Origin of the sequence: Fibrobacter intestinalis (assembly GCF_900167415.1) — a bacterium.
GTDB classification, from domain to species: Bacteria; Fibrobacterota; Fibrobacteria; order Fibrobacterales; family Fibrobacteraceae; genus Hallerella; species Hallerella intestinalis.
The window spans coordinates 1-22,429 of the sequence record NZ_FUWU01000053.1 but is presented as its reverse complement, the minus strand read 5'-3'; the positions used below and the strand labels follow the sequence as shown (position 1 = coordinate 22,429).

The following is a 22,429-nucleotide window of genomic DNA, read 5'->3' as shown; positions in this document are numbered from 1 at the left end:
GAGGATGCCGACAAGGAGGTCGGCGGAGCGTTCTTTTCCGAATTGTTCGGAATCGCGATTTCTTTCGCCGTCGGCAATCTTGACGGTGAACGCCAGGTCCGCATAGCCGAAGCTTTCCGTGTCGCTGAAGGATTCGGAGATTTCCGTGAGGGTCGAGAGGTCCACGGTCTTCAGGAATTCGGCGAGGCTTTCGTTGTGCCTGGCGGCGAGCTTCAGGAGTTCCGCGGCGCGTTCCGGAGCCTTGAAGACGGAGCGGAAATAGGAATCGTGCCCGGTGCGGGCGTTTGCGTTGTTTTCTTTCATGGATTTCCTCGTTGGAATGCGGACTTCCCCAAACGAAAGCCCATGATGTACAACGCGCGAGCGGGCGATTTTAGGAAAACTTTTTTGTAAAAAGTTTTTTTTGCAGCCGGAGGTGCGTACAAAAAGTTGGACTTAATTAAGGTCCACCCCTCCCTGTCATTGCGAGGTGCGATAGCAACGTGGCAATCTGCGGGAAGTCGTTATTGCAAATCAAAACGTGAGTTTTCATCGCTAATGCAACTGATGCAAGGAAATCATCGATACAAAATCCTCATTTGCCGATTATCTCAACAACCAGAATGTCCGCAACAATTTGAAGCTGGAAATCAAAATTTGCCTAGTGAAAAATGGCTACCCACGACAATACAGCCCTGAGCTGTTCCGCAAGGTCATGGAACAAGTCGAGAACTTTGAAGAAAATGGATAGTGATTCCCCTAACACCAAAAGATCTGATCTTTTTGACGATTCTCATTCGACTTACGTTTCAACTTTGCCAGACTTTCAAAAGGAAGTAATCTGCCATCATTGGTATCGGAACACAAGTCGTTGTATATATTCCTGCAATTAGCGCAGATGCAATGAAAGTTTAAGCGAATCGACTTGGAAGAACGCTCGTTCGGGAAAAAGTAATAGATATTCTGAACTCCGCAACAATCCAAAGAGGCGAGTTCAAAAACCTTTTCGTAATCGTAGCCACAAATTTCGCAAGCTGCTCCCCGTCTTTTTGCCAAATCCAATTGAAGCGAAGGGACTATACCGTAATGGTATCTATTCGCAATGCTATCGCTGTCTGTTTCGCATAAATTGCAAGCGAAATTTTTCTTGCGGCTAATACCGAATGTTTTGTAGAGGAAATCGACCCACATCCACTCAAGCTTTGTTCCGAGAGTGTCGTTCAGGACCATTCCCGAATGCCCTTCTTTCCATACATAACGAGGGAATGCCTTTTCAAGATCGCGAATGCTGAGGAAGTTCCCCCGTTCCGTATCCACCAGAAAATCGGGCTGTATGTTTACATAGTAGGTTTCCCGCCCTTTACCGGACCAGTCCTCGCTGCGATAAGGGTCAGAGACGATTTTTCCGCTCATAACCACACCAGCCTTGCCCGAACCGACTCGAAGCAAAAAAAAACGATCGCCGCAATGAACCTTCTTGTGTTCCCACACACTCCAGTTCAGCATATAATTTTGCGTATTCTGGGCTTCTTTCATAGCATTTTTAAAATTTTCCATACGAAAACTGGAAATTTCCGGATTCCATCTCAAAACGACAACACTCATAGGCATATCCTGCTTTTGATTTTTATGAAGAAATATACATCCTTCAAATGACAAATTTTTGATATTCTTCCTTTGCTTCGCTTAAACAGATAACGACAAACAACAACCATTCTAAAACATCCGATTTTTAATAAATTTTTAGAAATGTTCAAAATAAACCCTCCGAGAAAATGATGAGCAAACCCAGCAACGATGCCAAAAATGCTGAACAGAAATTGTATTCCATGCGGGAAGTCTGCAAAAGAACCGGATTCCCCTATGAAACTCTCAAATTCTACTGCAACAAAGGCCTGGTTCCCAACCTGAAACGCTCCGAAGGCAACTACCGCCTCTTTGACGAAAACGACATCGGCTGGATTGAAAGCCTGAAATGTCTGCGCCGCTGCGGCATGAGCATCGAAGAAATGCAACGTTATAAAGACTTGTGCATGCAAGGCCGAAAATCCATTCCCGAACATCGAAAAATCCTCGCCGAAAAACTGGAAAACCTCCGCAAGGAACAGGAAAAAATCCAAGCCAGCATCGACTTCATCCTTTGGAAAAACAATCTCTACAACGACATCGAAAGCGGAAAAGTCCCCTATAAAAGTTTCCTTCTGAAAAATCCGGACAAGGAATAAGTTTTATTGATTTTGTGGAGAAGTCTCATCAGCGATGAAATAATCTTGTCTGAGTGAAAAGATTGTTTCCTTGCTCGTTTCACCCCATCCTCGCCATGGGGCATCCACTATTTTGAAAAGCTCGTTTTTCTACACTCAGTCTCCCCGAGTTCCATAGCAGTGAAGCAATTCGTGCAAGCCGTCCCAGATAATCGCTTTCTAAAAAAGACGATGATTTTTTGCACAAAAACAACAAAAAATCAGAAAATTACAAAAACCACTTGACAACGTTTTTTTTGTTTACATTTGTACCGCAAAAAGATTCACATTCTTTTTCAAAGGAATAAAAAATGAAAAAAAGAACACCTGCCACTCTTTTCCTTCTTTTGCTGTGTTCCATTTTCGCAATGGGATGCGAAGATAGCGAAATCGTCATTATGAAAGCAAAAAGCAAAGCTTCTGAAGTCGGCCATGCTGCTGGAACCTATGTAAAGTTACAAGAAGCCTATTTTTCAGAGACTGAAAAAATTGGGACGGGAGAGGAAATCGGCTACATAGCGCCCGAATCCAAAATCTTTCAATATGACGCATCGCAAAAAGGAATTCTTACAGCGATTTTGTTGGAAGATCTGGGAGTCTCCAACAAGTGCCCCAAAGGTTCCATTTGGACAATAAAAACCAGTATAAAAGATAAATATAGCATACAAATCAATGCTGAAATATCCGGCCCTAACCCCAAAGCCTGTGAAGCGTTGACTCCGAACTTCAAAAAACTTCAATCACTTTAAGGCTGTACTCCGTGGTGAATTTCGCATCGGCTTCTCACACAGGCCCGAACTGCCTTTCTACATCGGAAAGGCAGTAATTTTCTGAAAGGAAGAATATTTTGAAAAACCCAAAAATTTACACCCCCCCTTGACAATGTTTTTTTTTGTTTACATTTGTATTGGTGCAAAATAACCTCGTTTGGGAGAAACCATGTCCAAAGTGATCCGTATCAAAAATGAAGTAGTAACTGTTGGGAATGATGACGGCTCTTTTCTTGAAGTGCCTCTGTCAGAATTGAATTTTAAGCCTGTAGTAGGAGAAATCGTTGAAGTTTTTACTTCCGACGATAAAACCGTTATATATAGGAATGGAAAATCGCCAGCTTTTCCGCCCAAAGGACGACCTGTTAACCAACTGGCTTATTGTCTATTCGCCTTTTTCCTAGGGGGCATCGGCGTTCATAAATTTTATGCTGGGAAAGTAGGCCAAGGAATTGTTTATCTGCTTTTTTGCTGGACATTGATTCCGTGCATTATTGCTTTAGTAGAATGCATTATCGGCATTACAAAAAAAGCGGATGCCGAAGGAAATATCTATTTCACCTAAAAAATGGAGATCAAAATGAAAAGACTCATGAATCTATCTATTGCAATTCTGCTACTTGCAATCAGTACTTTTGCAAATTCCGAAGTTGATTCAGTAAAGGCAAAATGTAATATCGTTCCAGAAACATTTCAGCAGGTTTTTCAAACTGCAATTGTTACTGGTAAAATGGATATAGGCTCATTGCCATTATTTGTGACATTAGGTTCCAACTGTATGACTCTTGTCCATGAGGAATTTCAACATAGAAATGCAGAAAAAATACAGTAAATGGGGCGAAAAAACCTTGACTATTTTATGGGATGTTTATAAAGCATCTCTTGCGTGGGTAAATTGGGCCGCAGGAGACGAAGTAAATCCGATAGAAAATGAAACGTATATTCTCTGTTTGATGTCAGATGAAGTTATTGAAGCCGTTGGTTTTCGGGATGCTTCACAAGAAGAAAAAATACAACGAACTCTGGTAGGATTTCCGGGAGGCATCCCTAAATATATTCCCATGAGTAAAAATCTATGTGCAGAAACATCTGGGAAAATGCTGAGAGATTATCAATCCTATTTTAATTATAGAACTCAAATGTTGAATTTGGGACAAACTCCAACCGAAGTTTATTAACCCTTTTCTAAATCCAGAATTTATTTCATCTCAACAATGGAGTACACAAAATGAAATTAAAAACTTTTGCAGGAATGGCGTTTGTCGCGGCATTTTTGATTACCGGGTGCAAATCCGAAGCGGACAAAGTAGTCCATAAGGCTTGCAGCGTAGATCTTAGCAAAGAAGAAAATCAAGACAACTGTGTAAAAGCCATTAAAGAATATTGCGGTGAGTCTTCTCGCGAAGCAGTCAGAATTCAAAAAAACATATGGGGTCTAGAATCGTTTCGTATATTGAATGCATTGAATAAAGGTGACCCCGAAAAGGGAGCCAGAATAAAAGAAGACCAAAAAAAGCTTGAGGAAAAATGGGACAAATTGGCCTTGTCTTCTACTTGTAAAGATGCCGTAGAAGATTTATTCGAAGCGGAATATAAAGAAAAACTAGAGGAAATGGCGGAGAAAGGAAAAAAAGCTGCCCAAAAAAACGTCAAAAGGGAAACAGAGGGTTTTATTTCATCTATTGTGGACAAAATAAAGTCTTTTTTCTCATCTAGTCCAGAAGAAACCGAACCCAAAGAAGAACTGCCAACAGCTGCCGTCAATGAATCCCCAAAAAAAGAAGAACGGACTTCTGCCGCCATTAAGAAAACCGAGCCAAAGGAAGAAGAGCCATCTGCAACCACTCAGAAAACAGGGTTCCACGACTCTCGCGATGGAAAAACTTATCGGACAATGGATTTCAACGGGAAAACATGGATGGCAGAAAACCTGAACTTTGCAGTGAATGGTTCTTCGTGTTATGAAAATCAGCCGGAAAATTGCGAAAAATACGGGCGCTTATACACCTGGGATCAGGCAATGGCTGCTTGCCCCAAAGGTTGGCGATTGCCCAATAACGCAGATTTTGAACAAATTAAAAATTCCATGGAACAAGAATTTGGAACGAGACGTGCGGGTGCAGGTTTAAAATCCCGTGGTTTTATGTCCGTTTTTGCAGGCGACAGATTTAAAGAAAAATACCAGCTCATTGACGAGTCAAATTATTTATGGAGCGCAGATGACGAGGGGGAACGTGCCTATGATTGGGTGGCTACCACAAGTTCCGACGATTTCTTTATGGGGAATATCAAATTCGCATTAAAGACAAACGGAATGTCCGTCCGTTGCATCCAAGATTAAAATTTCACAATTTCACTATCCAACAAGGAGTAAAAATGGAAACAAATAAAATCGACGAAATCACCAGCATTCGCTATGTGGGAATTGAACCCAGTTTCAAGATGATTTACTATCTTGTTACGGGCATTGGTTTTTGGGCGGGCTTGCACCATTTGATTCTTAAAGACATTAAAGGGTTCATTTTTCACTGGGTGCTTGCAAATGTCAGCATTACCTTCACCCTAACATTTTTGTTTTTATTTCTTCCCCTTGCCATTCCCTTAGGAATTGTTCTTTTGGCCTATTTGATTATTCCGGGATTTATGATGCTTTATCACTATACCGACGACGATTATTTCGATGCCATTAAAAATAAATCGTCCTGGCCATTGATAAATAGAATGTTAATGATTGTTCCTAAGAAATAGTTGTTCTATAAATTGAAGCCAAAGGTGATGTTGAAAAACGTCGCCTTTTGCTTTGTCTTTTCTATGAAGGAGAGTTAATGAAATTTTTTAAATGCATGCTTGTGTTACTAGGTTGTTCAGTCTTCACATTTGCAATCACACGGCAAGATTTGGAACAGATACAATCAGAATTGAGGAATCCCATTACATTGGAGTCCATCGATTCGATTCTTTTGGAGTCGGGTTCTCATTTTGAAAAAAAGATAAACCATTATTCGAACAGGCCTGAATATCAAGGTTTGTGTTTATTTAGTGCAGATGAATTTCCGGTTTATATTTCAGTAGATTTTGACCATGTGGCAACAAATTCGGGTTCATATAAAGAAAAAAGGATTGTGCGTAAAATAGGGTATGGCTCCAATAAAAACCATCCAGCCTATAGATTTATTGACAACAGATTTCAATATAATGATGATCCGTATAGGCCTAACGATGAAGAAAAAAGAACGGAGATCTCTGACCTAATAGAGAAGTCAAATTCCATTCTAGATAAAATAGATCAACTCAAACTTACTTGTAAGTCTTCTACACGATGCGAAGGAGCTTTCCAGGGGCTTTCGTTGTATCAAGTGTCTGATATGTTAGGTAGTCGCGGTATTTGTGGCGATCTCAATTCTAACTTTAAAATATGCAATTATCGTGTAAATTTAGAAGATGGAACTATTGCGGATATTTCCATAGAGTATATAAATTCAGGCGTTAATTATACCGTTGATTATACGCCCTTGTTCATTATGCTTAATGACGCTACGGATTTGCCAACAGATGCGACTCCTATTAGGGCTGTAAAAATCGGAAAGCAGGAGTGGATGGATCATAATCTGCTTTATGGCGAATGTCGAACTGTGAAATATGGTGTAGATATAGTTGCCAATAAGGATTTGTCCAATATCACCTATGGGGATTATGAATCGAAATCCGCCGCATTGCCAAGTGGAGAAAGAAATAGTTGGTTCGTACTTATGGACCTGAATTTATTCTCTAAAGATTATGGTTCTTTTCTCGAAAAACCCGATATAAAGAACAACCATCAAGGGGCATGTCCCGCAGGCTTCCATGTTCCGACCCGTAAGGAATGGAAAGAACTCTTCTCTTTTGTCGCAAAAGATAAAGTGAAATTTTTGAAATACGACTTATTAAAGCTAGAGATGAGCTTCCGAGCAATTTTGAACTCGCTTTCGCTTCGGCTTCTGAACTCAAAAAATATCATAAACAACAAAAGAAATTAGAATCTATTGAAAACGAGTTGGATGCGGCGTACAACAAGTGGCGAAAAGGGAAAAAAGATGGTTTTGATTGTAATAAAGGTGCAAATTGCCGATATAATAAACATGATATGCAAGAAGTCATTGAAAGGGAGATTGTACAACATCTTTGTTCAAAAGGTACCTGGCCACTTGACGAAAATGGAGACGACTTGTGCTTGGATTCGTATGGTTTTTCCATGCCGTCTAATACCACAACAGGAAATGACATAAGTTACTGGATCGCGGAAGCCAAAGTTTCTCAATGTCGCGATGTTTTTGAAAATGGACGCCATCAATGTACTTATAACATTGAAGGTTATGGATTTTCAATAAAAAGCGAATGGCAAAATTTCAAACTCTCGAATTTTGAAACAATGCTAGGCAACGCAAATCTTCGTTGCTTAAAAAACAGGAGTAAAAAATGAAAAGAATCCAAGTCACAGTCGTTTTGATTTTAATGTTCTTTGCCTCCTATTCGTCGGCAATTACATTGAAGGAGTTGAAAAATTATCAGGCGGCGATAAAAAACGCTTGCCCTCCGGAAGCGGGGTGTGAAGACGAAACTCAAATGCAGCAACCTTCCGAAAGCGAAGTCGAAGAAAAGCTCGGCGTAAAGGGATTGTGTCGCTATGGCGGGCCGGGCGTATGCTCGACAAAAAAGGATAAGCATTGCAAAAAAGCAGAAGAAGGCGAGTATTGTGAAAATCCGCCGGAATGCATTGTTATAACAGGAGGAATAGGGAAAGATACATGCGGCGTCCATTCCAAAAAACGGAGATGTTACGACGGGGAAAAATATCTTTGGGAAAATCGGGGAGAAGAGCAACCTGAAAATGGGTATTTAACGATGCTTGGGGAGAGCGAATGTATTTATGTCGTTCCCCTGAATAAATCCGGTTCAGAACATTTCGTCTGTTCGGGAGGTCCGTGCAAGACCAAAGGCAATGCAATCGTATTGATGCACTTTGGTTGCTTTGAAGCGTCGTGCACCGCAGACGCAATGGAAATTTATCTTAAATCAAAATAAATCCGAACAAAGAATAACTCTTCTCGCCGATGTGGGGGAATCCTCCCCTGCAACGCCTCTGGTTTTACACCAATGGCGAGATTCGCAGGGTTTGCAGAAATTCTTTCCGTTCGCCCGTAATGCGAAAACTTTCCCGCGCTTTTTGAATCGTCTTATTGTGGGTCCAAGCGTCCAGCCTATGCTCCGTTAAAAACGGAATTGCAGCATCCCATTGTTTGGAAAGGGCCGTCGCAAAATACCAGGCCACGCCCATTTTCACATAATATTCGGGAGCTGCCGGACACACGCCCGCAGGCAACGCATTTCTCACTTTCTGCGGCAGCAATCCGTTTTTCTGAACTGCAAATTTTTCTCCATTAACCGCAGCCACCCACTCCAGATATTTTGAATCAAAACGCTCCTCCAAAAACAAATTCATCAGCATGTTGATTCCAAAACGGACTTGATAAGGGTGAGCCGTCGCCAACCATTCCCGAATCTTACGCAAGAACAATGTTTCATTTTTCAGCAGTACCTTGGGATTTTTCCCATCACAGACCGCCCAATTATCCACATAAGGCAAAAAATTTTCCAGAGCGGCAAGGCATTCATCAAAATCGGAAATCTGCTGAATCATCATGAAGTGAATCTGATTTTCTTCAAAATAATCATGAGGGAGATTTCCCATAAACAAGCAAACTTCCTCCCGATTTCCCGAAGCGAATTCCTTCGCCAATTTTCGCAAACAAGGAACCCGCACACCGATGATTTTTTCTTCGGAAATTCCCGGAATCAAAGCCTGATGAAATTTCTTATATCCGAAATCCTGATTGGCAAACAGCCTGTTCCGCAATTCTTCCGACGTCATATTCTTCTCGTTCTGTTTGGATTGAATTTAAAAATTTTCAAAATGGACTCCGACTTCATCCTTCCAAATTCCTCTACACTTTAAAAAGAAGATTTTTTATATTTGGCGCACTTCTTTTCAACAATTCCTTCAAAGGAGTCTTTATGCTGACAGAAAAGAAAACAGATTTTCTTCATGGGATTTTGCTCATCACGCTTATTACCAGCGTTGCATTCTCTGTCGCCGATTTTTCCGCCGTCAAAGCATTGTCGCTCAGCCCGCTGATTGTCGGCCTCTTGTTTGGAATCATCTACGCCAACACCCTCCGAAAAGGAATGCCGGGAACATGGTCTCCGGGAGTCGCATTCTGCTCCAAAAAAATTTTGCGATTGGGCATTATTTTATACGGATTCCGCCTGACATTTTCCCAAATTGCCGAAGTGGGCGCGCCCGCGCTGATTATCGACGCCATCATCGTAACCGTAACTCTTGTCGGCGGTTATTTTTTGGGTTCCCGCCTTTTGAAAATGGACAAAGAAACCGCGATGCTCACGTCTGTCGGAAGTGCGATTTGCGGAGCAGCAGCCGTCCTTGGCGCAGAAGCCGCCCTCAAAGCAAAACCTTATAAAACAGCCGTCGCCGTTTCCACCGTCGTGCTGTTCGGAACTCTTTTAATGTTCCTGTATCCGATTTTGTATCGCAATGGAATAATCGCCCTTTCTCCCGAACAAATCGGTCTCTACATCGGATCGACCATTCACGAAGTCGCTCATGCAGTAGGCGCAGGAAACGCTACGGACACAGCAACTGTCGCCATTATCGTCAAAATGATTCGAGTGATGTATCTGGTTCCTGTTCTGCTGGTTTTGGCATTTTTTGTCGTAGGAAAATTAGGAGACTCCGAAAGCAAAAGCGGAAAGAAAAAAATTGCCGTTCCCTGGTTCGCCTTTGGATTTTTGCTGGTCGTGATGTTCAACTCCTTGAATTTACTGCCCCAAAACCTTATTCATGGAATCGAAGTTTTGGACACCTTTCTGCTTTCAATGGCAATGACGGCTCTCGGCACAGAAACCAGCATGGACAAATTCAAGCAAGCAGGCCCCAAGCCATTTTTGCTGGCAGCCATTTTGTGCGTTTGGCTCGTTGGCGGCGGCTATGCGCTGGCAAAATACTTGGCTCCGGCTCTTGTGTAAAAAGCAAAAGAATAAATTCAAAATTTCAAGGTTTGCCCGCAAACAGGCAGGCCTTTTATTTTGCTTTAGGGATGGCAAGCAACGCAAAGCGATAACGGCACAACTCGACCCGAGCAAAACACGTTTTTAGTATCGAATTATTTTGGATGTTTTCTTGTTCAGAAATTTCCCTGATGCGTCTCTATTGTGCTTTTTCATCGAAATATTTTTGCGATTATAATAAAAATGTTTAATTGCTGTGACATTTGCTGCTGAATTATTGGAAAAATTTCCCATAAAAAATCCGTATGGAATAGTGTATTGTGATGAACAATCTAAAAAAACAGATGCAGAATAATTATGTACTGAGATTGTGTCGCCTTTATTTGTACTAAAAGTCAGAGGAATGTATACATAGTTAGAATCAAAAACGTTTTTCATGGCGTTATCAGTAGAACTAATGCTTACCTGTTTGAGTTTTGCGATTTTTGCGGCAATTTTAGAGGAGTCTGCAAGAAGAAGCGGAATCATTCCGTCTACAAAAAAAGTGTCTAGGCCAACAGAATCTACAACGCCAACTAAGTCTATGGTATTTCGATCCCAATTTATGATATAGGGCTTGTTGGGAATATACTTGGTCGTTTGCATTCCGTGGTATTCGATTTCAGGACAGCGTATTTGTGAATCCGCAGCTGATGAAGAACTTTTTTCTACAGAACTTGAGCTTGCCGCATCTTGGCCAAAACATGCCTGAGATATAAAGAACAATGCAAGGAAAAGACGTTTCATAGAATAAATATAAATATAAAATGGTGGAAAAGACGTTCAAACGGATAAAGCAGAGAACAGCAAAAAATCCCCGGAAAACGAATCCCGGGGACAGTCAAGTTTCTAGCTTGTCGTTTCCAACCACGAAAAGGACAGGCGATGAGACTTAACCGAGGTCTAAGATACCAAATTAAAGCCTTGCTGGATGCCGGGCATTCGCAGAAAACCGTCAGCGACAGAATCTGGGCGGAAACGGTGGCCATGATCCGGGAAGACCTCTCGCCCGAACAGGTTGCAGGCCGCAGGGGCTTGGAGGGGAAGGTGTCTCCCAGCGTGACAATGGGATTTATGTATGAGAAAACCTGACTAAAAAAACCAATATGACAAAAATTGTCACTACAATATTTGTATATTTGAAAATGAAAATTGCATTTGCCATTAACAGAAACGAGGTAAACATGAAAGTGAAGCAAAAGGGGCAAATTAAAAAGTATCAACTGGCGGAGATTGACAAGTCCGCATCGACGGTGTGGAGCGAGGACATTTGGATTCCTGATTCCATGATTGCAAGACAGAGAGACCTTCAAAAATTCGTGGACGACATAGATTTCCGATACAGGGCTACTATCCATACGATGATTCAAGAAGATGCCGACCTAAGTAGGGCTTTCCCTTCGACGGATTTGATTCAGGTGATGGATTATGATGAATACTATGCCAGTGAAGATGGTCATGTGGGGCTTTATAGGCACAGAGGTTGTTGGTATCTCTATATGGGCGATGCCCTGGACGGACTAGCACTGATGGATGCAAAGGACTGCGGAATTACCCTATCAGGTGAGCAAATTCGTTATGGGCTAGAATGTTCTAAGGATGCAATGGCTTATACCATTAGGAATTTTTTTAATTTTGAAGCATAATACCATGTTGAAAGTAAAAAAAAATCAACCAAAGTGTCTTGACCTTTTTTGCGGCTGCGGCGGCTTTTCTCTTGGATTTGAAAAAGCTGGATTTGATGTGTTGATGGGTATAGATGTGTGGAGCGATGCTTTAGTTACATTCCAGCACAATCATAAAAAATCACAGGTCATGCTTGGAGATTTGTCCGAAATTTCTCCAAAAACTGTAGAAAAACAGATTGGGAAAGATGTTGATGTGATTATTGGGGGACCGCCCTGTCAAGGTTTTTCAGTTGCTGGAAAGCGTATTGTTGAAGACAAACGAAATGAACTCTATAAGTCGTTCGTTGCAATGGTTAAGCATTTTAAACCCAAAGCCTTTGTTATGGAAAATGTTCCGAACATACTTTCCATAGGTAATGGAGTTGTCAAGGATTCTATTTTAGCCGATTTTAAAAAATTGGGCTATACAGTAAAAGTTAAGGTATTGCTTGCTTCAAATTACGGTGTGCCTCAAAATAGGCGGCGAGCTGTGTTTGTTGGTTTTCTTGATGGCTCTGAATTTATTTTCCCCGAACCTACGACCAAAAGTCCTGTAACGACACTTGAAGCCCTATCGGATTTACCTAAAGAATCCCTACCTGATGGTGCAAAATATCCGTGTGATGCATATTCTGATTATCAAAAACTGATGCGAAATAACAGTAAGGGCGTTTATAATCATAAAATTACCATTCATACGGAGCAAACGCAACGGATAATAGCGTTGGTTCCCGATGGAGGAAATTATAAAGATTTGCCCAAAGACTTGCAACAAACGCGCAAAGTCCATATCGCTTGGACAAGACTGGCAAGTAACAAGCCTAGTATAACCATAGATACTGGACACAATCATCATTTCCATTATGAATACAACCGTGTGCCGACAGCTAGAGAAAGTGCTCGTTTACAATCCTTCCCTGATAACTTTGTGTTTATAGGCAAGAAAATGAGTCAGCTTAAACAAATTGGAAATGCCGTACCACCGTTAATGGCTTTATCTATTGCCCAAAAGATAAAGGAGTTTTTATGAGTTATACGCCAGAAAATCAATATCGATGTACCATTATACGTGGCAAAAGCCAATCTGAAATGGAGGACTTGCTTCCTTTTTACGCTCAAGCGGTTCACAATAATTGTCCTTGCACAAAAAACGAATTTGATGTTCGTTGTAATAGATTACTTTCCAAATATTTTTTTGGAAATGAAGATTACGAAGGGTTAACGGATGCTAATAAAAAGACCATAAGAAATCATATAACAGAAATTATGGGTAAACTTCTAGGACTTTACTACACGAGTCTTGATGGAATGGTTTTTGAGTCAGAATCATGCTCGTTTTTGTTATCCAAAAATGATTTCCCTGCATTTTTTAAAAACATTTGCTTAAATTTTCAATTTCCAAACCTCGCAGATTCTACTCATACATTAAATGATAGAATCAAACATGGCGTAAATATTCGACCTATGTGTTATGTTGTCGAATTTTTGGATTATGCAAGAAAGCAAACAGCTAATAAAGCGATAACAAAGCAAGAAGTTGGATATTATATATTGAATAATCTTGATGTTCTTAAGGGACAAGTCGATGTAAGCAATGTCTACTCGCGAATTATTAGTGACAGAGATAACAATGTTCGGAGAGATAGACTAGCAGGTTCTCATGATTGGCAGCATATAAAAGAACAGTTTAATCTTCTTGAACTGGCAAATGTTATTGAAACAAATGCGGAATATATATGGCTTAATAGTTCGGAAGAGCAGGCGATAAAATTGTTCTGTAAAATGAATCATGAAGCTCGTTTTGACATTTCTAAATATGAGGGAAAAAGGGCTCAGGCAGAATGGGATTTGTACTATGGTAAATTAAATCCAGAAATATCAAAATTAAACACTCAATTTAATGATTCTATTCAAATAAAGGAGCTAAAAAAAGAGAGAGGAGCTGTTGGACTTTCAACAGTTGAACTTGGTGACAAAGGCGAAGCATTTGTTTACAAGATGGAATGTAAAAGAGTTAAAACTTACAAAGAGAGACTTGTCAATAAAGTTCTGCTGCTAGGCAAAACAAAAGGACTCGGCTATGATATAAGTTCCATCGAAGCAAATGAAAATCCTGGAAAACCCGAATTTGCTCGCTATATCGAGGTGAAGGCAACAACAAGAGTTTCTGAACCGTCCTTTGATGCTCGTTGGTCTGATTCTCTCAATTTGACATCTAAAGAGTGGATTGCAGCGGAGCAATATGGTGAATATTACAACATTTATCGAGTCTATTTCACTAAAACAAAGACAATAGTTGTAAAAATAAATAATCCCTTTAAGAAGGCTGCAGAAAATAAGATAGATGTTTTTCCCACTATTTATCAAATGGATTTCTCTGCAAAAGCCATACAAAAACAATATGAGGTTGATGTATGAAAGTAGCATCGCTTTTTTGCGGATGCGGTGGTAGTGATCTCGGTATCCTTGGCGGATTTTCTTTCTTAAAAAAGAAATATAAAAAATTAGATTTTGACATCGTTTATTCTATTGACTTTGATGTGAAAGCCGTAGAAACATATAATGCAAATTTTAAGCATAAGGCTTTGTGTGGTGATGTCAGGGAGGCAGATTATTCGGATATTGGCGAAATAGATGTTCTGGTAGGGGGCTTTCCTTGTCAGTCATTTTCTACGGTGAATCCGACAAAAGATACAAATGACGAACGGGCAAATTTATACAAGGAAATAGTTCGATTTCTTAAGGAAAAACAACCTAAATATTTTATTTGTGAAAATGTTAAGGGATTGGTTACACTTCAGGGAGGAGCAATTATAAGCAAGGTTGTAAAAGAATTTGAGTCTTGTAATTACAAAGTTCAGTATAAACTAATAAAAGCTGTTGAGTTCGGAGTTCCACAGAAGAGAGAACGTGTTGTAATAGTGGGAATAAGAAATGATTTGAACAAAACCTTTGAATACCCGAAACCTATTTTAACAGAAGATAAATATGTTCCTCTTTCCAAAGTTATAGACAAAATTGCAATTGATGAAAAGAAATACTATTTCTCTGAACGAGCTGTTCAGGGAATGAAAAATGCAAAGAAGAACATGAAGCGTGGATTGTGGCAAGATTTGAGTAAGCCGTGCCTTACCGTGACATCGCATCTTGCTAAGACGAGTATAAATTCGCGAGATCCTATTTTGTTGGTTGATCCCCAAAAAGAAGTGTATCGTCGGTTTACTCCGCGAGAGGCTGCCAGAATACAGTCTTTTCCAGATACATTTGATTTCCCTGTATCGGAAAAATATGCTTATAAACAAATTGGAAATGCTATTCCTCCTGTTATGATGTGGCATATAGCCAAAGCCCTTATTAAAGCAATTCAGGATGGAGGGTAATATGTTTAAACGATAAAGAAATATGAAAAGGTTATATGGAGAAAATGGGTAAAAGTCGCCGTGCAAATTCCGTCTTATTCGGCTTTGATTTTCAGGTCAATGCTGCTATTGTTTTAATGCTTGAAAACATGAAAGAAATGGATTCCTTGCGATTGGAAAGCGACCTGGAGGATATAGAAATTTTTTTGTCAAATGGCAAAAGTATTTTAGCTCAAGCAAAAGCAGTAGAAAAAAGTGGCTCTGATTTTACAAATGTTCGAGCAAATTTGAAAAAAGCATTGGAATCATTGTCAGAAGGTGCTCATAAGGGAAATGTTGAAAAACTTATTTTAATAACAAATTCTCCTAATCCTTTAAATGATGAAAATTCTAGAAGCGTGTTTTATGGTGAGGCTCATCGTTCGTATTCTTCCTTGCCAGATTCCGCAAAGAAGATAATTGACGATTATCTTTCCAAAATAACAAATCCACTCAATAAAGATGATTTCCTTATACAGGTTTTGCCTTTTGAGACAGATGATGAGAATGAACGTTATAAAGTTGTTTATCAAAAAGTAAATGAATTTGTAAATCCGATTTTAAATGGTCGGGGGAAAGAACTTTTAAATATATGGTTCGAAAGTATTTTTGACAACGGAAGTAAAAAGGATTCTTCTATAGTTTTGTCAAAAAAAGCAATCGTATGGCCTTTAATAGTTTTGGCTACGGATGTTCAAAAATCAATAAGTAAAATTGTAGAAGTGTTTGAACTAGATGACGGTCAGGTAAATGATGTGATTCGCAAATATAAAGATTTAATTGATTATTCTTGTGAAAGGTATGAGTTCACAACAAAAGTTTTATCTGATTTTATAGATTTTAAAAGAAATAATCATGAAACTACGGTGTGTAGAGATTTTGCCAATAACTATTGTGCACAATATCTCCGCGTTTTAAACCTTGAAGACAATGAAGAAAATAATATTCTAACGAAAATCATTTTGTATTTGATTGTTGTTAATCGATATGATGTTGACCGTATAAAAAAGGGGGCGAATTTATGATTTTTTTAAAACTAGCCTTACAAGAAGGCCTTTTTTCTCGGACAATTGATTTTTTTGCACAAGAAAATTTAATATACAGTCAAAAAAATACTAAAGGTAAAACAACCTTGATGAGATGGTTGTTGTTTGCATTGGGATATAATATTCCGAATACTAAGGGGATAAATTTTTCGAAAAATGAATCTTTGTTGACTATCAGGAAAGATGATGGAGAAGAAATAACTCTGTCAAGACATTCTCAACAATCAATTCAAATTGTAAAACCAAATGAAGAGATAACTTTTGTTTTACCGGAACAGCAGACAGAACTTCACAAGATTATATTTGGAATTCAAAATGCTGAAGTTCTTGAAAACTTATTGGGAACATTTTATGTTGACCAAGAAAAAGGTTGGACCTTACTGAATCGTGGCGTGGTTGTTGGAAATATCAGATTCAATATAGAAAGTTTTATTCGCGGAATATCGGGCGTTGATTGTTCATCATTGCTTAGTAAAGCTAAAATTCTTTCAGGTCAATTAAGTAAATACAGGCAGATGTATAATGTCGCTGATTATAAAGAGAAAATACAAAAAGATAGTGGTAAAATAGTACCTGACAACTATGATGATTCTGTTGATAGTTCTCTTAATATTCTTGTCTCTCAATTAGAACAAAAAAAGAGAGAACTCCAACAAGTTGATAAGGTTTTAGGTGAAAATAAAAGATTTAAGAAGTTTATTTCAAATATTAGGCTAAGAGTTTTAGTGGGCGAAGAAGAAATAGAGGTAACTGAGGACAAAATTGTTGGCTTAAATGATTCCGTAGATTATCTTGTTGCCAAAAGAAAGATTATTTCAACCGAATTTAAAAAAATATCAAAAGAATTAGAGGAATATAAGAAACAGAAGTTTGTAAAAGAAGAAAATACATTTTTTGATGACACTAGCATATTAAGGGAATTTGATAATAGAATTTCAAAATTGCCTCTGAACCCAGTTGTTATAAAAAATAAAATAGATCAACTTCATAAAGAATTGACAGATGTTAGAAAGTCAATTTCTGAAAGAACGAAAAATAGCAATAGAGTCCCGCTTGAAATTTCTGCGGAAATGATAAAATATGCAACGGAATTAAATTTGGGTGGCGATAAAAAAATTTCAAGTTCTTATATATTCACTTCGAATTTAAAAGAACTTTCTGGAGCTGTGTTACATAAAACAGTTTTTGCTTTTAAATTGGCTTATATCGCTGCGGTGAAAAAATACCTAAATATAAAATTGCCGATAATGTTGGATTCTCCAAGTGGAAAAGAAGTCGATAGAGACAATATTCAATTGATGATAAATGTTTTGAAACGAGATTTTTCAGATCATCAAATAATTGTCGCGTCTATTTATAACTATAGTGGTGTTGACAACGCTAATGTTATTGAAATAAAGAATAGGCTTATAGAGTAGTTTGCGTTAGAGATGGAAGCCCGAAGGGTTCGGACTCGGCGACTGTAGGGAGCCGAGGCTAAACGGACGCGAATCAGCCCTTCGGCAGGCTCAGGAAACTGATTCGCGATACCGCGACAGCCCGACCCACACAATAGTGTGGGGAACGCCCAAAAGAAAAATTTTCTATCTTGGCGCTCTTTCAGAGCGCATTCAATGCGGCTCGGCCATGTCAAATCAATAAATTGCATTGCCGTGGCTCTCGCCTTTTTCTAAATTTCCCCTGTAAAATTTTTAGAGGTTATGACAATGACTTTGTTTCGCGAAGTGAATAAAAACGAGACGTTTCCCGATGTAGAAGAAAGAGTTTTAGCCCTATGGGACAAGGACGACAGTTTCAAGAAATCCCTGGATTCCCGTCCGGAATCCGAACCTTACACTTTTTACGATGGGCCTCCCTTTGCGACGGGCCTTCCGCACTACGGGCATTTGCTGGCAGGAACCATTAAGGATATCGTTCCGCGTTACTGGACCATGAAGGGCAAGAAGGTTCCGCGTGGTTTCGGTTGGGACTGCCATGGCCTTCCCATTGAATCTCTGGTGCAGAACGAGCTGGGCCTCGCTGGCGTTGCCGAAATCCAGAAGCTCGGTGTCGATAAGTTCAACGAAACCTGCCGCAGCAAGGTGCTCAAGTACACGAGCGAATGGAAGAAGACGGTGCGCCGCATGGGCCGCTGGGTGGACTTCGACACGGGTTACAAGACCATGGACAAGAATTTCATGGAATCCGTGTGGTGGGTGTTCAAGCAGTGCTTCGACAAAGGTTTGATTTATCAGGGCTACCGCATTCAGCCGTACAGCCCGGCACTGGCAACTCCGCTTTCGAACTTTGAAACGAACCAGGGTTATAAGGACCGCCAGGATCCGTCCCTCACGCTGATTTTCCCGATCAACTCGGACGAGGCCAAGTTCAAGGACACGAGCATTCTCGTGTGGACGACGACCCCGTGGACGCTGTACTCCAACTTCTGCATCGTGGTGGGTCCGGACATGGACTACAACCTGGTGGAACAGGACGAAAAAAAATACTGGATTGCCGCCAGCCGCACCGCCGCTTATTTCAAGAACCCGAACGTCGTGGATACCTGCAAGGGTTCCGAGCTGGTGGGTAAGGACTACGAGCCCCTTTCCCGCATTTCCGATGCATTCGTGACGCCGGACCAGCTTTCCCGCCATTACAAGATTTACCCTGCCGATTACGTGAGCACCGACGATGGTACCGGCGCCGTGCATACTGCACCCAGCTTCGGTGAAGAAGACTTCCAGAAAGGTGCTGAACTCGACCTGGGCCTTTTCGACCCGCTCGATACCGAAGGCAAGTTCACCGACAAGATTCCGATGTGGAAAGGCCTGGGCGCGAAGGAAGCCGACAAGGAAATTATCCGCTACTTCAAAGAACAGGGCCGCGTGTTCAAGCAAGATGTGATTGTCCACAGCTACCCGCACTGTTGGCGTACTGGCGTTCCTCTGATTTACCGCGCCCTCAAGACTTGGTTCCTCAAGATCGATGCGCCTGTTACCAACAAGGACGGCGTGACCAAGACTTTGAAGGAATGGATGGTCGAAAACAACCAGACCGTTAACTGGGTTCCGGACCACATCAAGAACGGCCGTTTCGGCAAGTGGATTGCCAACGCCCGAGATTGGAACCTTTCCCGCAACCGTTTCTGGGGAACGCCCATTCCGGTATGGCTTTCCGACGACGGCGACATGATTGCCGTAGGGAGCATCGAAGAATTGCAGCAGCTTACCGGCGTGAAGCTGGACGACTTGCACAAGCATTTTGTAGATAAACTCACCATCGAAAAGAACGGCAAAATTTACCGTCGCACTCCCGAAGTTTTCGACTGCTGGTTTGAATCCGGTTCTATGCCGTATGCCAGCCGCCATTATCCCTTTGAAAACAAGGAAGTTGTTGAAGCCAGTTTCCCGGCGGACTTTATCGCCGAAGGCCTAGACCAGACCCGCGGTTGGTTCTATACGCTGACGGTTCTTTCCAATGCTTTGTTCCAAAAGCCTGCGTTCAAGAACGTGATTGTGAACGGAATCATCTTGGCCGAAGACGGCTCCAAAATGAGCAAGTCTAAGCGCAATTATCCGGATCCCAACGAGCTTATTAATCGCACCGGTGCCGACGCCATTCGTTTGTTCATGATCAACTCCGCCGCTTTGAAGGCCGAAGACCTGCGCTTCAGCGAAGAAGGCGTGAAGGGCATCGTGAAGCAGGTGATGCTTCCGCTGTGGAACGCTGTGGCATTCTTTGTGTCTAACCACAACGCCGACGCCGCCAAGGGCCAGCTCAACTGGAAGCCGGGTCAGGAAGTCAAGAGCGACAACGAGCTGGATCGCTGGATGCTCGCCACTTTGCAGGATTTGGCCGCCAAGGTGGAAGTGGAGATGAAAGCTTACCGCCTGTACAACGTGGTGCCCGCTGTCATTGCCGCCGTAGATGATTTGACAAACTGGTATGTGCGCCGCAGCCGTCGCCGTTTCTGGAAGTCCGAAAACGATGGCGACAAGAACGCCGCATACGCCACCATGTACAAAGTTTTGGTGGACTTTTCCAAAATTCTCGCCCCGTTCCTCCCGCTCCTTGCCGAAGAAATCTACCAGATTCTCGTTCGCGAAGTGGACGCCAATGCCCCGGTGAGCGTGCACCTCTGCGAATTCCCCAGCGCCGACAAGTCCCTGATGGACGAAAAGTTGGTGGAACGCATCGCCATGGTACGTGGCATGGTCGAAATGGGCCGCGTGATTCGCGCTACAAACAACGTCAAGAATCGTATGCCCATTGCCAGCATGACGGTGGTCGCTCACGGTGCGGTGGAAAAGGACGTCGCCGAGACCATGAAGGACCTGATTCTCGAAGAACTGAACGTTCGGGAGATGAAATTCCTGGAAGACGAAACGAAGCTGGTGAAACTTTCCGCCAAGCCCAACTTCCTCGCCATCAAGGCGAAGGGCCCGGACTATGCGAAGAACATGAAGGTGATTTCTGCCAAGTTGAATTCGCTGACTGTCGATGAAATCAAGGCTTTGCAGAATGGCGAGACGATCAAGTTCAACTTCGGTGAAGTCGGTGCCGACTGCTTGATGCTTAGCCGCATCGTGCCGGAAGGCCTCGCCGTGGAAGCGAACCAGCACTTCACTGTGGCTTTGGACCTGAAGATTACCGACGAACTCCGCCGCGCCTGCGTTGCCCGGGAACTGGTGAACCGCATCCAGAACCGCCGTAAGGACCAGAACTACGCCATCACCGACAAGATCGAAGTGACGCTGTTCTCCGCAAGCGAAGTCTTCAAGCAGGCCGTGGCTGAAAATGAAGCTTACATCGCCGGTGAGACACAGGCTGTTGCGATTAAGTGGGCCGCTTCTGCCGATGGCCTCGAAGCCAATGATGCTGATGGTGAAGCTTTCAGCTTCACGACGGTTAAGGCATAAGTTCACTGAGCCTGCCGAAGTGAACTCCGCAAAGTCGGTTCGGCAAGCTCACCGACCTTGAAACCGAAGGTTCGCAAGACAAAAATTTAGACCGTAGCTCACCGCTGCGGTCTTTTCTGTACAAAAATCACTCTAAATCAGAGATTGTTAAGTTCTTTATGCTAGGGGACAGAAACCCTTGTGTTTGGAATTAAAAATTTTGATTTCTCTTCTTTGGTCAATTGCGAAATCTGGACGCATTTCTTTTTCGCATACTCAAACATCGCCCGCATATCAACGAACGCGGGTAATGTATTGACGTCAATGGGCGAATAACTGTCGTTGAGGTATTCTTTATATTTCTTCGTCAGTCCAGTCATAAGTATATACCTCCATAATATTTTTCATCTGTTCACTGAAAATCCCAAAATGGAATTGGTGCAACATGCAAATTGGAACTGCTCCCAATTTTTCAACATAATGACCAAGTAACTTTTCGCTTGCAGCAAACCCAAATACATCGCCGTTGTATCCATAATCTTCCGATTTTTTCCCGGCTATGGCAAATAAATGGCCACCTACACCAGAATACTTAATGTTTTCGGTTAGCAGTTTGTTGTTTTGTGGGGCGGAGCACATCCACTGGATGTAGATTGCCTTAGCGTCAGAATTGTTTTGAAGAGAAACTAACCCTTGAATATCTACGGTTCCCTTAACAACAAGAGCATAGATTTCAGAGTTTTTTGCCAAAGAGCCCCAATTTACATACCAACCATTTTGCTTGTTGTATTTTGAAAGAAAGGATGACCGTCGAATGCGCACGACCTCGGTATCCACAAGCTCACCTGTGGAATTGTCCTTGAGACAAGGGGTAAAATCATCAATATGTACAGAAATAAATCCAGCCATATCACCTCTTGTACAATATAGATTTTTCATTGTGATTTAGCAATCGATTTAATCGGCTTAAACTTATGCATTACAACTTGGAATACCCTTTTTTCTTTACAAAATAGCGAAGAATCGCCGTTTTCATTGCAAAAAAAAGAACTTTTTTGTAAACTATTAGGGCTTTTTCTCGTTTTTATGTTATTTTTAAAGAGTAAAAGAGTTTTTGCTCTTGTTCTCTAGTCGAAATCAGCAAATTTCACCTGTACGGGAACAAGGCGAACGCTCACGCAGGTATGCTGTTTTGCGGCGTATCTCAGTTTGTCGTAACCGGCTTTTCAACCGGTTCTTGGTCGTATGGCCAAGGGCAACAGCCCGTTTGGGGCGTGGGTCGTTTGCATTTATCGTACTAGGCAATGCTGAGCCTCGACTAGGTAAATGCAACGATCTACGCCTTTTT

Annotated in this window: 24 protein-coding genes and 1 pseudogene; 20 read left to right on the top strand and 5 right to left on the bottom strand. The window is 41.5% G+C overall.

Translation table 11 applies throughout. The features are described from left to right. The coding region (locus B5D40_RS12200; RefSeq protein ID WP_144319698.1) for an Rpn family recombination-promoting nuclease/putative transposase at nt 1-303 on the bottom strand (303 nt) is incomplete at its 3' end. 247 nt (nt 304-550) lie between these two features. Here B5D40_RS12200 and B5D40_RS16535 point away from each other — a divergent pair. Next, nucleotides 551-730, top strand: a pseudogene (locus B5D40_RS16535) (type I restriction enzyme endonuclease domain-containing protein); the annotation flags it as partial. An 8-nt stretch (nt 731-738) separates the two neighbouring features. Here the strand turns inward: B5D40_RS16535 and B5D40_RS12190 are convergent. Further along, nucleotides 739-1,584 (bottom strand): hypothetical protein, encoded by an 846-nt coding sequence (locus B5D40_RS12190; protein ID WP_078777126.1) that lies wholly within the window; start codon nt 1,582-1,584, stop codon nt 739-741. A gap of 170 nt (nt 1,585-1,754) precedes the next feature. Here B5D40_RS12190 and B5D40_RS12185 point away from each other — a divergent pair, with 170 nt between their 5' ends. The 10 genes from B5D40_RS12185 (at nt 1,755) to B5D40_RS12140 (ending at nt 8,053) form a co-directional block, all read left to right on the top strand. Next, on the top strand, nt 1,755-2,204 hold the full coding sequence (locus B5D40_RS12185) for a MerR family transcriptional regulator (protein ID WP_198951044.1): 450 nt from the start codon (nt 1,755-1,757) through the stop codon (nt 2,202-2,204). 329 nt (nt 2,205-2,533) lie between these two features. Next, entirely contained in the window at nt 2,534-2,971 is a 438-nt protein-coding gene (locus B5D40_RS12180; protein WP_143394447.1) for a hypothetical protein, read from the top strand. A 190-nt stretch (nt 2,972-3,161) separates the two neighbouring features. Further along, the gene (locus tag B5D40_RS16335; protein ID WP_078777123.1) at nt 3,162-3,557 is read left to right on the top strand and encodes a TM2 domain-containing protein; all 396 of its coding nucleotides are present in this window, start codon (nt 3,162-3,164) and stop codon (nt 3,555-3,557) included. Nucleotides 3,558-3,572: 15 nt separating this feature from the next. Then, nucleotides 3,573-3,824: a hypothetical protein gene (locus tag B5D40_RS12170; protein WP_143394448.1), complete on the top strand. Its 252-nt coding sequence runs from the start codon at nt 3,573-3,575 to the stop codon at nt 3,822-3,824. Continuing rightward, on the top strand, nt 3,805-4,170 hold the full coding sequence (locus B5D40_RS12165; protein ID WP_078777121.1) for a hypothetical protein: 366 nt from the start codon (nt 3,805-3,807) through the stop codon (nt 4,168-4,170). Before B5D40_RS12170 ends, B5D40_RS12165 begins: the two co-directional genes overlap by 20 nt. 50 nt (nt 4,171-4,220) lie before the next feature. After that, nucleotides 4,221-5,333 carry an FISUMP domain-containing protein gene (locus tag B5D40_RS12160; protein ID WP_078777120.1) on the top strand — a complete coding sequence of 371 codons (1,113 nt, stop codon included), beginning with the start codon at nt 4,221-4,223 and terminating at the stop codon, nt 5,331-5,333. A 35-nt stretch (nt 5,334-5,368) separates the two neighbouring features. Next, a complete protein-coding gene (locus tag B5D40_RS12155) occupies nt 5,369-5,740 on the top strand; it encodes a hypothetical protein (RefSeq protein WP_078777119.1) in 372 nt (123 codons plus the stop codon). A gap of 77 nt (nt 5,741-5,817) precedes the next feature. Next, the gene (locus B5D40_RS12150; RefSeq protein WP_078777118.1) at nt 5,818-7,008 is read left to right on the top strand and encodes an FISUMP domain-containing protein; all 1,191 of its coding nucleotides are present in this window, start codon (nt 5,818-5,820) and stop codon (nt 7,006-7,008) included. A gap of 17 nt (nt 7,009-7,025) precedes the next feature. Next, nucleotides 7,026-7,451 (top strand): hypothetical protein, encoded by a 426-nt coding sequence (locus tag B5D40_RS12145; protein ID WP_143394449.1) that lies wholly within the window; start codon nt 7,026-7,028, stop codon nt 7,449-7,451. Continuing rightward, the gene (locus B5D40_RS12140; RefSeq protein ID WP_078777116.1) at nt 7,448-8,053 is read left to right on the top strand and encodes a hypothetical protein; all 606 of its coding nucleotides are present in this window, start codon (nt 7,448-7,450) and stop codon (nt 8,051-8,053) included. The genes B5D40_RS12145 and B5D40_RS12140 overlap by 4 nt, the downstream gene beginning before the upstream one ends. Nucleotides 8,054-8,117: 64 nt before the next feature. Here B5D40_RS12140 and B5D40_RS12135 read toward each other — a convergent pair whose 3' ends face one another. Further along, a complete protein-coding gene (locus B5D40_RS12135) occupies nt 8,118-8,900 on the bottom strand; it encodes a DNA alkylation repair protein (protein WP_078777115.1) in 783 nt (260 codons plus the stop codon). 143 nt (nt 8,901-9,043) lie between these two features. On the opposite strand from B5D40_RS12135, the gene B5D40_RS12130 reads away from it, so the two are divergent. Further along, nucleotides 9,044-10,072: a YeiH family protein gene (locus B5D40_RS12130; RefSeq protein ID WP_078777114.1), complete on the top strand. Its 1,029-nt coding sequence runs from the start codon at nt 9,044-9,046 to the stop codon at nt 10,070-10,072. A 126-nt stretch (nt 10,073-10,198) separates the two neighbouring features. Here the strand turns inward: B5D40_RS12130 and B5D40_RS12125 are convergent, their stop codons facing one another. Next, the gene (locus tag B5D40_RS12125; protein ID WP_078777113.1) at nt 10,199-10,840 is read right to left on the bottom strand and encodes a hypothetical protein; all 642 of its coding nucleotides are present in this window, start codon (nt 10,838-10,840) and stop codon (nt 10,199-10,201) included. A gap of 138 nt (nt 10,841-10,978) precedes the next feature. Between B5D40_RS12125 and B5D40_RS12120 the strand changes: the two genes are divergently transcribed. The 8 genes from B5D40_RS12120 to ileS all read left to right on the top strand — a co-directional run bounded on the left by B5D40_RS12120 (nt 10,979) and on the right by ileS (nt 21,102). Beyond that, nucleotides 10,979-11,185 carry a hypothetical protein gene (locus B5D40_RS12120; protein WP_078777112.1) on the top strand — a complete coding sequence of 69 codons (207 nt, stop codon included), beginning with the start codon at nt 10,979-10,981 and terminating at the stop codon, nt 11,183-11,185. Nucleotides 11,186-11,232: 47 nt separating this feature from the next. Further along, on the top strand, nt 11,233-11,739 hold the full coding sequence (locus B5D40_RS12115) for a hypothetical protein (protein WP_143394450.1): 507 nt from the start codon (nt 11,233-11,235) through the stop codon (nt 11,737-11,739). Further along, the gene (locus B5D40_RS12110; RefSeq protein ID WP_234978174.1) at nt 11,693-12,790 is read left to right on the top strand and encodes a DNA cytosine methyltransferase; all 1,098 of its coding nucleotides are present in this window, start codon (nt 11,693-11,695) and stop codon (nt 12,788-12,790) included. The genes B5D40_RS12115 and B5D40_RS12110 overlap by 47 nt, the downstream gene beginning before the upstream one ends. Further along, on the top strand, nt 12,787-14,178 hold the full coding sequence (locus B5D40_RS12105; RefSeq protein ID WP_078777109.1) for a protein NO VEIN domain-containing protein: 1,392 nt from the start codon (nt 12,787-12,789) through the stop codon (nt 14,176-14,178). The genes B5D40_RS12110 and B5D40_RS12105 overlap by 4 nt, the downstream gene beginning before the upstream one ends. Continuing rightward, on the top strand, nt 14,175-15,140 hold the full coding sequence (locus tag B5D40_RS12100) for a DNA cytosine methyltransferase (RefSeq protein WP_078777108.1): 966 nt from the start codon (nt 14,175-14,177) through the stop codon (nt 15,138-15,140). The genes B5D40_RS12105 and B5D40_RS12100 overlap by 4 nt, the downstream gene beginning before the upstream one ends. A gap of 44 nt (nt 15,141-15,184) precedes the next feature. Further along, on the top strand, nt 15,185-16,183 hold the full coding sequence (locus B5D40_RS12095; RefSeq protein WP_078777128.1) for a hypothetical protein: 999 nt from the start codon (nt 15,185-15,187) through the stop codon (nt 16,181-16,183). Further along, nucleotides 16,180-17,622, top strand: coding sequence for a hypothetical protein (locus B5D40_RS12090; RefSeq protein WP_078777107.1), 1,443 nt, complete (start codon nt 16,180-16,182; stop codon nt 17,620-17,622). The genes B5D40_RS12095 and B5D40_RS12090 overlap by 4 nt, the downstream gene beginning before the upstream one ends. A 282-nt stretch (nt 17,623-17,904) precedes the next feature. After that, on the top strand, nt 17,905-21,102 hold the full coding sequence (gene ileS / locus B5D40_RS12085) for an isoleucine--tRNA ligase (protein ID WP_233134288.1): 3,198 nt from the start codon (nt 17,905-17,907) through the stop codon (nt 21,100-21,102). Nucleotides 21,103-21,435: 333 nt separating this feature from the next. On the opposite strand, the gene B5D40_RS12075 is transcribed toward ileS, so the two are convergent. Further along, nucleotides 21,436-21,990, bottom strand: a complete 555-nt coding sequence (locus B5D40_RS12075) for a hypothetical protein (protein WP_078777106.1) — start codon at nt 21,988-21,990, stop codon at nt 21,436-21,438. Nucleotides 21,991-22,429 lie beyond the last annotated feature (439 nt).

Bases quoted from the DNA above. Each gene is read 5' to 3' on its own strand.
- B5D40_RS12120 (WP_078777112.1), top strand. From the start codon at position 10,979: ATGAGACTTAACCGAGGTCTAAGATACCAAATTAAAGCCTTGCTGGAT.
- ileS (WP_233134288.1), top strand. From the start codon at position 17,905: ATGACAATGACTTTGTTTCGCGAAGTGAATAAAAACGAGACGTTTCCC.
- B5D40_RS12160 (WP_078777120.1), top strand. From the start codon at position 4,221: ATGAAATTAAAAACTTTTGCAGGAATGGCGTTTGTCGCGGCATTTTTG.
- B5D40_RS12090 (WP_078777107.1), top strand. From the start codon at position 16,180: ATGATTTTTTTAAAACTAGCCTTACAAGAAGGCCTTTTTTCTCGGACA.
- B5D40_RS12150 (WP_078777118.1), top strand. From the start codon at position 5,818: ATGAAATTTTTTAAATGCATGCTTGTGTTACTAGGTTGTTCAGTCTTC.
- B5D40_RS12165 (WP_078777121.1), top strand. From the start codon at position 3,805: ATGCAGAAAAAATACAGTAAATGGGGCGAAAAAACCTTGACTATTTTA.
- B5D40_RS12110 (WP_234978174.1), top strand. From the start codon at position 11,693: ATGCAATGGCTTATACCATTAGGAATTTTTTTAATTTTGAAGCATAAT.
- B5D40_RS12185 (WP_198951044.1), top strand. From the start codon at position 1,755: ATGATGAGCAAACCCAGCAACGATGCCAAAAATGCTGAACAGAAATTG.
- B5D40_RS12100 (WP_078777108.1), top strand. From the start codon at position 14,175: ATGAAAGTAGCATCGCTTTTTTGCGGATGCGGTGGTAGTGATCTCGGT.
- B5D40_RS12135 (WP_078777115.1), bottom strand. From the start codon at position 8,900: ATGACGTCGGAAGAATTGCGGAACAGGCTGTTTGCCAATCAGGATTTC.
- B5D40_RS12170 (WP_143394448.1), top strand. From the start codon at position 3,573: ATGAAAAGACTCATGAATCTATCTATTGCAATTCTGCTACTTGCAATC.
- B5D40_RS12155 (WP_078777119.1), top strand. From the start codon at position 5,369: ATGGAAACAAATAAAATCGACGAAATCACCAGCATTCGCTATGTGGGA.
- B5D40_RS16335 (WP_078777123.1), top strand. From the start codon at position 3,162: ATGTCCAAAGTGATCCGTATCAAAAATGAAGTAGTAACTGTTGGGAAT.
- B5D40_RS12180 (WP_143394447.1), top strand. From the start codon at position 2,534: ATGAAAAAAAGAACACCTGCCACTCTTTTCCTTCTTTTGCTGTGTTCC.
- B5D40_RS12125 (WP_078777113.1), bottom strand. From the start codon at position 10,840: ATGAAACGTCTTTTCCTTGCATTGTTCTTTATATCTCAGGCATGTTTT.
- B5D40_RS12140 (WP_078777116.1), top strand. From the start codon at position 7,448: ATGAAAAGAATCCAAGTCACAGTCGTTTTGATTTTAATGTTCTTTGCC.
- B5D40_RS12075 (WP_078777106.1), bottom strand. From the start codon at position 21,990: ATGGCTGGATTTATTTCTGTACATATTGATGATTTTACCCCTTGTCTC.
- B5D40_RS12190 (WP_078777126.1), bottom strand. From the start codon at position 1,584: ATGAGTGTTGTCGTTTTGAGATGGAATCCGGAAATTTCCAGTTTTCGT.
- B5D40_RS12105 (WP_078777109.1), top strand. From the start codon at position 12,787: ATGAGTTATACGCCAGAAAATCAATATCGATGTACCATTATACGTGGC.
- B5D40_RS12130 (WP_078777114.1), top strand. From the start codon at position 9,044: ATGCTGACAGAAAAGAAAACAGATTTTCTTCATGGGATTTTGCTCATC.
- B5D40_RS12095 (WP_078777128.1), top strand. From the start codon at position 15,185: ATGGGTAAAAGTCGCCGTGCAAATTCCGTCTTATTCGGCTTTGATTTT.